The following is a 12,390-nucleotide window of genomic DNA, read 5'->3' on the forward strand; positions in this document are numbered from 1 at the left end:
TAGAATGTTCGGTGGCTTCGCTTTTTCCTGCGAGGCACAAATCGCCTCTACGTCAAAAGCTCCATCCCCCTCTCATTCTGAATGAACCGCCTATACTTTTTAATACTACTCTAACGCTGCTGCTCCACCAACGATTTCCGTAATTTCTTGCGTAATCGCTGCCTGACGCGCACGGTTGAATGAAAGTGTAAGTGAATCGATAACTTCCATTGCATTGTCTGTAGCACTCTTCATTGCTGTCATACGCGCTGCGTGTTCACTTGCTTTACCATCTAGTAATGCACCGTACACTAAGCTTTCTGCGTATTGTGGCAATAGTACTTTTAAAATTTCTTCTTCAGAAGGTTCGAATTCATAAGCTGTCGTCGGTTTATCAGACGCCACATCAGTAAGCGGTAAAATTTTATTTTCCGTTACTTCTTGTGAAATTTTACTTACGTAATGGTTGTAGTAAATATACAGCTCATCATAAGCACCATCTGCGAACATCGCAATTGCTCGAGAAGCAAGGTCTTTAATATCAGTAAATGATGGGTGGTCAGATAGTCCAACTACTTCATCAATGATGTTAAAGCCACGACGTTTTAAATAATCACGTCCTAGTCGGCCAAGCACAATAATTGAATATTGGTTTGAGTCCATATTATGACGTTCACGAATTACGTTACTCACTGTACGTAATACGTTACTGTTATAACCACCTGCTAGTCCGCGATCAGATGTAATAACGATGTATCCTGTACGCTTTACAGGACGCGCATTTAGCATCGGATGATTAATTCCTTTACTTCCTTGCGCAATGCTCGCTACTACTTCTTGAATCTTTTCCATATACGGAACGAAAGATTTAGCATTTTGCTCTGCACGGTTTAACTTAGATGCAGATACCATCTCCATCGCTTTCGTAATTTGACTCGTTTTCTTTGTCGAGTTAATCTTCGCTTTTATATCGCGTAAAGATGCCACAGGTTTTCACCACCTTTTTTCCGGAAGTTGGCACGATTAGTAAGAATTCTCTTCCTAATCTACGTTGCAAGATATTCTTGCTCATGATTGAAGGAAAAGAATAGGTGCACCTACTCTTTTCCTTTACATAACCGTCAGCAATCTCAAAGCCTGAGATGCTTTATATATATTATTATCTAGCTCCAGCGGCTTGAATGTTCGGTGGCTTCACTTCTTCCTACGAGGCAAAGACCGCCTCTTCGTCAGAAGCTCCATCCCCCTCACATTCAGGACGAGCCGCTTCCGCTTTTATTATTCAGAAGCTACGAATACTTTTTTAAATCCATTAATAGCTGCTGCAAATTTGTCGTCATCCGCAAGCTTCTTAGTTGTGCGGATTTCTTCTAATAAGTCAGTCGCATTAGAATCTAACCAAGCATGTAATTCTTCTTCGAAACGAGTGATATCTGCTACTGGGATATCATCTAGGAATCCACGTGTTAAAGCGTAAAGAATGATAACTTGTTTCTCTACACGTAACGGTTTGTGTAATCCTTGTTTTAATACCTCAACAGTACGAGCACCACGGTTTAGTTTCGCTTGAGTTGCTTTATCAAGGTCAGAACCGAACTGAGCGAACGCTTCTAACTCACGGTAAGACGCAAGGTCAAGACGAAGTGTACCTGATACTTTACTCATTGCTTTAATCTGAGCAGATCCACCTACACGAGATACAGAAGTACCCGCATCGATTGCTGGACGTACGCCAGAGAAGAATAGGTCAGATTGTAAGAAGATTTGTCCATCCGTAATAGAAATTACGTTTGTTGGGATGTAAGCTGATACGTCCCCTGCTTGTGTTTCGATGAAAGGTAGTGCAGTTAAAGAACCGCCGCCTCTTGCATCACTTAATTTTGCTGCACGCTCTAATAAGCGAGAATGTAAGTAGAATACATCCCCTGGATATGCTTCACGACCTGGAGGACGACGTAATAGTAATGAAAGCTCACGGTAAGCCGCTGCTTGTTTTGATAAGTCATCATATACTACTAATACGTGTTTACCATTGTACATGAACTCTTCACCCATTGTTACACCAGCGTAAGCAGCTAAGTATAATAATGGAGCTGGTTGAGAAGCAGATGCAGTTACAACGATTGTGTAATCTAATGCACCGTGCTTACGTAGTGTTTCTACTACGTTACGTACAGTTGATTCTTTTTGTCCGATAGCTACATAGATACAAATCATATCTTCATCTTTTTGGTTAATGATTGTATCAAGTGCAACTGCTGTTTTACCTGTTTGACGGTCACCGATGATTAACTCACGTTGACCACGGCCAATTGGTACAAGAGCATCGATCGCTTTAATACCTGTTTGAAGTGGCTCATGAACAGATTTACGATCCATTACACCTGGTGCTGGACTTTCGATTGGACGAGTGTTTGTTGTATTGATTGGGCCTAAACCATCAACTGGTTGACCTAATGGGTTTACAACACGACCGATTAGTTCTTTTCCTACTGGTACTTGCATGATGCGACCAGTACGGCGAACTTCGTCACCTTCACGGATTTCTGTGTAAGGTCCTAAAATGATAATACCTACGTTATTTTCCTCTAAGTTTTGTGCTAGTCCCATAACGCCGTTAGAGAACTCTACAAGTTCACCAGCCATAACGTTATCAAGACCATGAGCACGCGCAATACCGTCACCAACTTGGATAACTGTACCAACATCACTAACTTCGATTTCAGACTGATAGTTCTCGATTTGTTGCTTTATCAGTGCGCTAATTTCTTCAGCTCTGATGCTCATGTGCTTCACCCCTATCTATTCTTCATTAATTCACGCTGAATACGTGCTAATTTTCCTTGTAAACTTCCATCATAAATGCGATTTCCAATACGTACTTTAATGCCGCCTAGTAAATCTTCATCTACAACATTTTTTACACGAATTGCATCTTTTCCTGTTCTCTTTGCAAATGCTTCTGCAATGTTAAGCTTCTCTTCTTCTGATAGAAGACGAGTAGAATATACAGTTGCATCCGCTACGTTACGTTCTTCATTAGCAAGAACAACATATTCATCTGCAATTTCAGGTAAGATATCAATGCGTTTGTTATCAATTAAAATATATAACGTATTTAAAATAGATTCAGAAACAGACCCGAATACGTTTGCAAGAAACGTTTTCTTTTGTTCCTTTGAAATGTTCGGTTGCGTTAAAAAGCTATGTAGTTCTCCGTTCTTTACATAAACGTTTTGTACAAGGCGTAATTCCTCTTCAAACATTTCTAATACGTGTTTTTCTTTTGCAATTTTAAAAAGAGCGACAGCATAACGTTTTGCTACAATCCCATTGCTCATCGCGCTTCTCCTACTTCTTTAATATAATCGCGAATTAACTTAACTTGATCTTCTTCTTTTAACTCTTTTTCAATTACTTTAGAAGCAATTTGAACAGATAAAGAAGCCACTTGTTCTTGTAAAGCAGCAATCGCTTGCTCTTTTTCGCGTTGAATTTCTTGTACAGCAGATGCTTTAATTGATTCTGCTTCTTCTTTCGCAGCAGCAACAATAACATCTTTTTGATCTACAGCTTGTTTTTTCGCTCTTTCGATTAACTCTTGTGCTTCAACACGCGATTGTTTTAACATTTCACGTTGTTCTTCTACTAATTTCTTCGCTTCAGCGTTACTTCTTTCTGCAGCGTCGATTTCATTAGTAACATGCTCTTCACGTTCTTTCATAATTCCCATTAAAGGACCCCACGCAAATTTGCGTAGCATTACTAATAGAAGTAAGAAAATGAACAATGTATAAGCAATCGTTCCAAATGGAATGGCAGCCCCTAATAATAAAGTTGGCACAAGGATTCACTCCCTTCAAAATATCTAAATTGATCATATGAAAAAAAAAGACATACGTTTCATCCATAAAGCAATGGCGAAGAAAGTTCGGAAAAACACTCTTCGCCATCTATGTAAGGGGAGTCTCCCTTATTTGTTCATTACGATGAATGCAATAACTACACCGATGATTGGAAGTGCCTCAACTAAAGCAACCCCGATGAACATAATTGTTTGAAGTGCGCCTTTTAATTCTGGTTGACGAGCAACACCTTCGATTGTACGTGATACGATAAGACCGTTACCAATACCTGCACCTAATGCTGATAAACCAATTGCAATTGCAGCTGCGATTACACCTAAACTCATTTAATTTGTCCTCCTTTGTATTATAAAAAAATAAATTTTTTCTTACTTAAATTATATTAATGGTCATGGCTTACTTTATGAGCCATATAAACCATCGTTAACATAACGAAAATAAATGACTGGATTGATCCAACGAATACACTGAATCCCATCCATGCTAACATTGGTACAAGCGCACCTAATGCTCCAAGGAATGATGCCCCGCCTAACTTAGCAAGTAACCCTAATAAGATCTCACCTGCATAAATGTTACCGAATAAACGAAGACCTAACGTTAATGTGTTAGCAAACTCCTCAATAACCTTTAATGGGAATAAGAATTTCATCGGTTGGAAATAACCTTTAACGTATTCTTTCGTACCCTTCATCTTAATTCCATAATAATGGGTGAGGGTAACTACCATCACGGCTAATGTTAATGTAACTGCTGGATCAGACGTTGGTGATCTCCACCATGCAATATGTTCGCCAGCCTCAACTGTTGAATACATGAATGGTAAACCAAGGAAGTTCGATACGATGATAAACATGATAAGCGTAACGCCAAGCGTTAAGAAACGTCCACCTGTTTTCCAGTCCATCGTACTATTGATAATCCCTTTCACGAAGTCAAACACCCATTCCATGAAATTTTGCATTCCTGTTGGGCGAAGAGCTAAGCTGCGAGTTCCGATAACAGCGATTAAGAAAACAATAACTGCTGCTACAGTAACCATCATAACTGATGACAAATCGAACGTTAAACCTAGAAATTCAACTAATCTACCGTGTTCCACTAGTAATTCACCTCTCTTCCCTGCTCTTATACTCTAAATAAAGAAAATCTATGATCATGACAAGGTATCCTGTCAGCAATCCCACACCTAAGCCCCACATCGCAATTAACTCTTGATATTTGGCTGCAAATAAAATTAATAACCCAATCGTGGCGAATCTTGAATATGTACTTACCGCTGTCGCCTTAAACTTCACGGTTTCTCCATTTGTTACGCGATCCAACAGCTTGTCTGTTCTACGTGCAATGATGCGCAAACTAAGAAAACTGAAAATCGTTCCGATAATCAGCCCAAGAAATACATCCTTGTAAGAGGTGAATCCCCATCCTAGCACTAGAAGCGCAAGCAAGTAGTACATATATTTCTTTTGTCTTTGGACAAGTCCATGTACGTCTATCATCATTGCTCTCCCGAATAGTAATGTCGAATGAGTCGAATCATTGCGTATATCCCTGTTCCTAATCCGAGTAATAACCCTATAATAAGAAACAATGGAAACGTTCCAACCTTATTATCAATCCACTGCCCACCAAAGATCCCAATAAGAATAGAACCGACTAACTGAGCAAGAATACCTGACATTAAAGCATAAGCTTTTATATGGCTGCGATCGTTTTTTTGCAAGGATTCATCCCTCCAATATGTAACCCTCATTCACGATGTGTTAATAATAACTCATTTTTTTGCATAAATCCTATACAAAATAAAAAGTTTACATTTTCGTCACTGAATAGATGTATTTTTGTCACTGAAAGCCCTACCATCTATCCCCGTTGTTAGCATACAATAGGGTATTAACAGTGTCAACGAGAAATCGTAAAAAATCAAAAAATTTGAGTATTAGTCATTTCCTCCCAAAAATGAAAACGTTCCCCTTCTAAATACTGGTTAGAGATATGCAATTTCTAACAGTTTTCTCTTTATAATAGAAGGAAATGTTCACAAGTTTGTCACTATTATATTTTTACGATATAACGCTTTCCTTCCATAATATAGTGCTCTTTAGACGTAAGACTTCTATATTATATGTGATGCACATGCAACTTATGTTGTATATACTATGTATATTTATCCCCCTCCCCTACTTAATCAAGGTACAAAAAAACGAGAGGGAATCCCCTCTCGTCAGTTGTCTTACTTCGTTCCGAATAAACGGTCACCAGCATCACCAAGACCTGGTACTACATATCCGTGGTCATTTAATTTCTCATCTAATGCTGCTACATAAATATCAACATCAGGATGTTCTTCTTGTACTACTTTTACTCCTTCTGGAGCTGCAACGATACACATTAATTTAATTTGCTTTGCACCGCGCTTTTTCAGAGAGTTAATTGCTTCAGCTGCAGAACCACCTGTTGCTAGCATCGGATCTAGTACGATAAAGTCACGCTCTTCTACATCCGTTGGAAGTTTCACATAGTATTCTACCGGTTGCAATGTTTTAGGGTCGCGGTATAAACCAACGTGTCCTACTTTTGCTGCTGGAATTAATTTCAGAATTCCATCAACCATTCCTAAACCTGCACGTAAAATCGGAATTAAACCAAGTTTTTTACCAGCGATCACTTTTGTTGTCGCTTTGCTTACAGGCGTTTCAATTTCAATGTCTTTAAGTGGAAGATCGCGAGTAATTTCAAAAGCCATTAAGCTTGCTACTTCGTCCACTAATTCACGAAAATCTTTCGTACCTGTATTCTTATCGCGAATATATGTAATCTTATGTTGAATTAACGGGTGATCAAATACATACAGTTTTCCCATGTGAATCTCTCCTTTAGATGATATTCATGCGTTTGCACGCTTTTTTACACTATTTACGATTGTAAAGAAAACGCTACTAATATTCAAGGGCAAATTTGGCAAAATCATGATTTTACGATGAATCTATCTAGTATCTTTACCAATTATGGGAGCTGTATCCTTCATTATATCGCCAAAATTTATTCATCATTTGTATACATACTTAAAGAACAATATATGTCCAAAAAAAACTGCCAAAACAATTACGTCTCAGCAGTCTTCTTTCATCTATTATAGATCTGTGTACATTGGGAATTTGCTCGTTAACGCTTCTACACGCTTACGTGTTTCTTCTAATGCAGCTTCATTTTCATGATTTTTTAATGTATAAGCAATAAGTGACGCAATTTCATCCATGTCTTCTAAACCGAAACCACGTGATGTTACAGCTGCCGTACCGATACGTACACCGCTTGTTACAAATGGGCTTGCTGTTTCAAATGGAATTGTATTTTTGTTCACTGTAATACCAACTTCATCTAATACATGCTCTGCTACTTTACCTGTGATTTCTAAGTTACGAACATCAATCAGGATTAAGTGATTGTCTGTTCCGCCAGAAACAAGTGTAAGTCCTTCTTTTTGAAGACCCTCAGCTAAGCGGTTCGCATTATTAATGATATTTTGTGCATATGTTTTAAACTCATCTTGTAATGTCTCACCAAATGCAACAGCTTTTGCAGCGATTACGTGCATAAGTGGACCACCTTGAATACCAGGGAAGATTGATTTATCAATTTGTTTTGCAAATTGCTCTTCACATAAAATCATACCACCACGTGGACCACGTAATGTTTTATGTGTTGTCGTTGTAACGAAATGTGCATGTGGTACTGGGTTTGGATGTAAGCCAGCAGCTACTAAACCAGCGATATGTGCCATATCAACCATAAAGTATGCACCCACTTCATCTGCAATCTCACGGAATCGTTTGAAATCGATAACACGAGGGTATGCACTTGCACCTGCAACGATTAATTTTGGTTTATGTTCTTTCGCTTTTGCTAATACATCATCGTAATTAATACGGTGAGATTCAGCATCCACGCCATATTCTACGAAATTATATTGTACTCCACTGAAGTTAACAGGGCTTCCGTGTGTTAAGTGACCACCATGAGATAAATTCATACCAAGTACTGTATCGCCTTGCTCTAAAATCGTGAAGTATACTGCCATGTTCGCTTGTGCACCAGAATGCGGTTGAACATTTACATGCTCTGCACCAAAAATTTCTTTCGCGCGATCACGTGCGATATCTTCTACTACGTCTACGTGCTCACAGCCACCATAGTAACGTTTTCCAGGATATCCTTCAGCATACTTATTCGTTAAAACAGAACCTTGCGCCTCCATTACTGCTTCACTTACGAAGTTTTCCGAAGCAATTAACTCAATCTTTGAACGCTGTCTTCCTAGTTCTGCCTCAATTGCAGCAAATACCTTTTCATCTTGACGTTTTAAATGATCCACCAAAATCCCCCTTTTCTGAACGAATTACATCGATTCCCAATAGTTTTTTCTCATTTATTCAGAAAAAACGAAAATTCAGGTTGTAATTCTTTCGAACCTTCATGTTTTCAACTACATTCTAACATGACTTTCTATATCATAAAAGAAAAAAAAGACCGAAAATCGGTCTTTTCTTTTTTCTATGATAAAGTCAGACAACATACCTTATTCGTAGGATACAATGAAACTTTAGCGGCAAGAGATTGTCTCTTCCTGCGCTCCATAAACAGCACGTGCTCCACCAATTAGTTTCCCACGTGTTGTTGCCATCGTTACATGTGCACTTCCAATTTCCTTCACACCTGTACGAACCGGAACAGCTACATGCTTTAAATGCATACCGATAAATGTATCACCAATATCCATTCCTGCATCTGCTTTAATAAACTCAATTACTACCGGATCTTTCAAATTGTGATACGCATATGTTGCTAATGCACCACCTGCTGATCTAACAGGCGTAACTGTTACAATTTCAAATTGATATTTCATCGCCAACTCTCTCTCAACTACTAAGGCACGATTTAAATGCTCACAACATTGAAACGCCAACTCAATACCTGTTTGCTCTTGAAATTGTTTTAACTCAGAAAAAATCGCCTCTGCTACTTCCATCGTTCCTGATGTTCCAATTCTTTCTCCTAGCACTTCGCTCGTGCTACACCCCATTACAAAAATTTGACCACTTTGTAATGAAGCTTGTTCTTGGAAATCAGAAAGCGACACTTGTAACTGTTCTCTTACCTTTACGATTTCTGTCATTACGCCTCTTCCTTTCACAGGTTGGTTCACCAAATTATATTTCATACTGCTTCTAGTTAGAATCTATTACTTTGTTTCGTATGTTTTAATTTTTCCTACGCGGTTTTCGTGACGACCACCTTCATAGTCAGTTGTTAACCAAATTTTTGCGATGTCACGCGCTAGACCTGCACCAATTACACGCTCGCCCATTGCTAGCATGTTCGTATCATTATGCTCTCTCGTTGCTTTCGCACTGAAAGTATCATGAACTAATGCACAACGAATACCATTTACTTTGTTCGCTGCAATTGACATACCGATGCCTGTCCCGCAAACTAAAATACCACGATCTACTTCGCCATTCGCTACCATTTCCGCTGCTGGAAACGCAAAATCAGGGTAATCAACAGAACCAGCTTCACATTCACAACCTAAATCAATATATTCAATATTTAACTCTTCTAATAAACTTACAAGTTCTTTACGGATATTCATACCGCCGTGATCAGATGCTACTACTACTTTCATTTTTACCCCTCCAAAGTTTCAATCAATTATCTTCATCTCTCACTCGCTACCATAATGGAACGAAGTGATCTCCAATATCGTATTATACACGAAACATCAACCTTCTGAATGTTTTTTCAGTAAAGTTTGTACAAGTTTTTCCATCTCTTCTAACGTTTCTTTATAAATAGAAAGTGATCCGCCAAATGGATCTGAAATATCCTTACTTATCCCCTCGGTTACTCCATATAATGTATCTACTTTCTTTTCAACACTCGGATAATGCCCAAGTACAATTTGCTTATGGTTTTCCGTCATTGTTACTACAATATCTGCCCAATCAATCAAAGCTTCATTTACCTGCTGCGAAGCATGATCGATTGCAATTCCCTTTTCAGCTAAAGCTTCCTTTGCATATATCGACGCATCACTTCCAGGATAGGCGAAAACACCAGCAGATTGCACTTCAAATTTACCTTCCCCATGATGACGAAGTAACGCCTCAGCCATCGGGCTACGGCATGTATTTCCAGTGCAAACAAATAATACTCGTTTCATCTAACCCCACCCCTTTTCTCTACTTCCTTTCCTTTATCATAGCGTACATAAGAATAGAACAAAAGAAATGTGAATATACGAAAGGCGCATTTCTCTTATATTTTTTCTAAGAAAAATGCGCCTTATCCACATATATGTGAAACCCTATTTCCAAGTGCCCAAAGTATTTTAACATACATAAGGAACAGACTACAAAACAAAATAAGGAATCCATTTCATACGAAACGGATTCCTTTCATGCAATAATTATTTCATTGTAACTTTCATTACTTCTGTTGAACCTTTTGTAGCAGTTACACCTACAGTTGTCTTAATAGACTCAGCTGCATCTGTATTTGTGATAACGATTGGAGTAATTGTGCTTTTCGCTTTTTCACGGATTAATTCTAGGTCGAATGAGATTAATTTATCTCCAGCTTTTACAGCTTGTCCTTCAGAAACGTGAGCTTCGAAACCTTCGCCTTCCATTTTTACAGTTTCTAATCCAACGTGGATTAAAATTTCTGTACCGTTTTTCGCTTTAATTCCAATCGCATGTTTCGTGTGGAATAATTGTACGATTTCACCATCAACTGGAGATACAACTACACCTTCAGTAGGATCGATTGCAACACCGTCGCCCATCATACGACCAGCGAATACTGGATCTGGTACTTCTTCAATATTTTTCACTGCTCCAGTTAATGGAGCTACGATTGTTTCTTCATTTGTTTTTGAACCAAGACCGAATAATTTTTTAAACATAGGATAGTCCTCCTTATAATTTACCTAAAAGTTTATAGGGCAATCTCTATTAAAGATCCAAATAAACGTAAGACCTCATACTTCGAATATTATACTGTAAAAACGCTTTCGAAATAAATTACGTCATTACTACTAGACTCTTATTGTAGCGCCTCACAAAATTCCAGTCAATTCTGATTGTCTGAATAACAATAAGAAGTTAACTTCTACTTATATTTTCTCTTTTTTTACCCAACTTGTCTAGAGGTCTTTACTACATTTTATTTTTTGTTGTTAATTTGTAAAATTTAATTCAAACTTTTTTCGAAACCCACTTGACTAAAGTAAGTAACTATTTTATTATTACTTACATAAGATAAGTTAATAACTTTTGGGAGGTTTTTAAAAATGATGGATTTCGGTCTTCTTATTATTCGTCTTATTATAGGTATTACATTCATGGGTCATGGTGCTCAAAAATTATTTGGTTGGTTCGGCGGTTACGGTTTAAAAGGAACAGGCGGCTGGATGGAATCAATCGGTTTACGCCCTGGTGTATTCATGGCATTTATGGCTGGCGCAACTGAATTATTAGGTGGTTTCTTATTCGCATCAGGTATTTTCACTGCAGTTGGTTCATTATTTATCGTTGGAACAATGTTAATGGCAATCTTCACTGTTCACGGAAAAAATGGTTACTGGGTGACACAAAACGGATATGAATACAATTTAATGTTAATCGCTGTTGCGATTGGTGTAGCTTTAATCGGACCTGGCGCATACGTTTTACTGTAATATTTATCTCAGTTTCGAGATTATTTAAAAAGAACTTACTTCATTACAATTGAAGTAAGTTCTTTTTATGTAATAAAAATATTTTTCCAGCAGGAGTTTTCCACTAACATCTTGTAAACAAACAATAAGTCGTTACATTCAGAAAGGGGATTTTACACATGTTATCCATTAATCCAAATGAACAAACAGAAAAAGAGAATTACAAATTATTAACAGGAAGTATCATTCCACGCCCTGTCGCATTCGTTACTTCCGTAACAAAAGACGGCGTATTAAACGGAGCACCGTATAGTTATTTCAATATTGTCGCTGCTAATCCACCACTTATCTCAGTTTCTGTACAACGAAAAGCAGGAACACCGAAAGATACTTCTCGAAACGCAATTGAAAAAGGTGAGTTTGTCGTACATATTTCTGATGAATCTTACGTAGAAGCAATTAACGAAACAGCAGCTAACCTCCCGCCAAATGAGAGTGAAATTGAACTAGCAAAACTAACACCAATTGAAAGTGACGTCATCTCCGTCCCAGGTGTAAAAGAAGCAAATATTCGAATGGAATGCGTACTAGAACGCGCAATCCCTCTTGGCGGAACAGAAGACTCACCAGCTTGCGATTTACTAATCGGACGCGTCGTTCGTTTCCACGTCGCAGAGCACCTATACGAAAAAGGTCGCATTCACGCAGAAGGACTAAAACCAGTAAGCCGCCTAGCAGGACACAACTACGCAAAACTAGGAGAACAATTTGAATTGGTAAGGCCTATCTAAAAGTGGAAGCGGCTCTTTCAGAATGGGAGGG

17 protein-coding genes are annotated in these 12,390 nt (G+C 38.3%); 2 read left to right on the forward strand and 15 right to left on the reverse strand.

Translation table 11 applies throughout. From position 1 onward, the window contains the following. Nucleotides 1-105 precede the first annotated feature (105 nt). The 15 genes from atpG to MR113_RS25125 all read right to left on the reverse strand — a co-directional run bounded on the left by atpG (nt 106) and on the right by MR113_RS25125 (nt 10,815). The gene (atpG, locus tag MR113_RS25055; protein WP_000157696.1) at nt 106-966 is read right to left on the reverse strand and encodes a F0F1 ATP synthase subunit gamma; all 861 of its coding nucleotides are present in this window, start codon (nt 964-966) and stop codon (nt 106-108) included. A gap of 291 nt (nt 967-1,257) precedes the next feature. After that, nucleotides 1,258-2,766, reverse strand: coding sequence for a F0F1 ATP synthase subunit alpha (gene atpA / locus MR113_RS25060; RefSeq protein WP_097817071.1), 1,509 nt, complete (start codon nt 2,764-2,766; stop codon nt 1,258-1,260). Nucleotides 2,767-2,777: 11 nt separating this feature from the next. Next, the gene (atpH, locus tag MR113_RS25065) at nt 2,778-3,320 is read right to left on the reverse strand and encodes a F0F1 ATP synthase subunit delta (RefSeq protein WP_000064683.1); all 543 of its coding nucleotides are present in this window, start codon (nt 3,318-3,320) and stop codon (nt 2,778-2,780) included. Beyond that, nucleotides 3,317-3,823 (reverse strand): F0F1 ATP synthase subunit B, encoded by a 507-nt coding sequence (atpF, locus tag MR113_RS25070; protein WP_001142618.1) that lies wholly within the window; start codon nt 3,821-3,823, stop codon nt 3,317-3,319. The genes atpH and atpF overlap by 4 nt, the downstream gene beginning before the upstream one ends. A 129-nt stretch (nt 3,824-3,952) precedes the next feature. Then, on the reverse strand, nt 3,953-4,171 hold the full coding sequence (gene atpE, locus MR113_RS25075) for a F0F1 ATP synthase subunit C (RefSeq protein ID WP_000052064.1): 219 nt from the start codon (nt 4,169-4,171) through the stop codon (nt 3,953-3,955). Between the two features lie 56 nt (nt 4,172-4,227). Continuing rightward, a complete protein-coding gene (gene atpB, locus MR113_RS25080; protein ID WP_016085476.1) occupies nt 4,228-4,947 on the reverse strand; it encodes a F0F1 ATP synthase subunit A in 720 nt (239 codons plus the stop codon). A gap of 7 nt (nt 4,948-4,954) precedes the next feature. After that, nucleotides 4,955-5,347, reverse strand: coding sequence for an ATP synthase subunit I (locus MR113_RS25085; RefSeq protein ID WP_242257245.1), 393 nt, complete (start codon nt 5,345-5,347; stop codon nt 4,955-4,957). Next, the gene (locus MR113_RS25090) at nt 5,347-5,571 is read right to left on the reverse strand and encodes an AtpZ/AtpI family protein (protein ID WP_001171218.1); all 225 of its coding nucleotides are present in this window, start codon (nt 5,569-5,571) and stop codon (nt 5,347-5,349) included. The genes MR113_RS25085 and MR113_RS25090 overlap by 1 nt, the downstream gene beginning before the upstream one ends. Before the next feature lie 26 nt (nt 5,572-5,597). Continuing rightward, nucleotides 5,598-5,711, reverse strand: a complete 114-nt coding sequence (locus MR113_RS25095; protein ID WP_071724806.1) for a DUF4024 domain-containing protein — start codon at nt 5,709-5,711, stop codon at nt 5,598-5,600. 370 nt (nt 5,712-6,081) lie between these two features. Beyond that, on the reverse strand, nt 6,082-6,711 hold the full coding sequence (upp, locus tag MR113_RS25100; protein WP_000517539.1) for a uracil phosphoribosyltransferase: 630 nt from the start codon (nt 6,709-6,711) through the stop codon (nt 6,082-6,084). 270 nt (nt 6,712-6,981) lie between these two features. Further along, nucleotides 6,982-8,223: a serine hydroxymethyltransferase gene (gene glyA, locus MR113_RS25105; RefSeq protein WP_242257246.1), complete on the reverse strand. Its 1,242-nt coding sequence runs from the start codon at nt 8,221-8,223 to the stop codon at nt 6,982-6,984. Nucleotides 8,224-8,451: 228 nt separating this feature from the next. Continuing rightward, nucleotides 8,452-9,069 carry a TIGR01440 family protein gene (locus tag MR113_RS25110; protein WP_242257247.1) on the reverse strand — a complete coding sequence of 206 codons (618 nt, stop codon included), beginning with the start codon at nt 9,067-9,069 and terminating at the stop codon, nt 8,452-8,454. Between the two features lie 21 nt (nt 9,070-9,090). Then, on the reverse strand, nt 9,091-9,534 hold the full coding sequence (gene rpiB, locus MR113_RS25115) for a ribose 5-phosphate isomerase B (RefSeq protein ID WP_000869917.1): 444 nt from the start codon (nt 9,532-9,534) through the stop codon (nt 9,091-9,093). A 96-nt stretch (nt 9,535-9,630) separates the two neighbouring features. Next, nucleotides 9,631-10,071 carry a low molecular weight protein arginine phosphatase gene (locus MR113_RS25120; protein WP_242257248.1) on the reverse strand — a complete coding sequence of 147 codons (441 nt, stop codon included), beginning with the start codon at nt 10,069-10,071 and terminating at the stop codon, nt 9,631-9,633. A gap of 246 nt (nt 10,072-10,317) precedes the next feature. Then, nucleotides 10,318-10,815 (reverse strand): PTS sugar transporter subunit IIA, encoded by a 498-nt coding sequence (locus MR113_RS25125; RefSeq protein WP_000473666.1) that lies wholly within the window; start codon nt 10,813-10,815, stop codon nt 10,318-10,320. A gap of 387 nt (nt 10,816-11,202) precedes the next feature. On the opposite strand from MR113_RS25125, the gene MR113_RS25130 reads away from it, so the two are divergent. Both MR113_RS25130 and MR113_RS25135 read left to right on the forward strand, forming a co-directional pair. After that, complete coding sequence (locus MR113_RS25130; protein ID WP_061680023.1) at nt 11,203-11,589, forward strand: DoxX family protein; 387 nt, start codon at nt 11,203-11,205, stop codon at nt 11,587-11,589. A 158-nt stretch (nt 11,590-11,747) separates the two neighbouring features. Next, nucleotides 11,748-12,359: a flavin reductase family protein gene (locus MR113_RS25135; protein ID WP_151630183.1), complete on the forward strand. Its 612-nt coding sequence runs from the start codon at nt 11,748-11,750 to the stop codon at nt 12,357-12,359. The last annotated feature ends 31 nt before the right edge of the window (nt 12,360-12,390 follow it).

Source organism: Bacillus cereus group sp. BfR-BA-01379 (genome assembly GCF_022663605.1).
Taxonomy (GTDB): domain Bacteria; phylum Bacillota; class Bacilli; order Bacillales; family Bacillaceae_G; genus Bacillus_A; species Bacillus_A mobilis.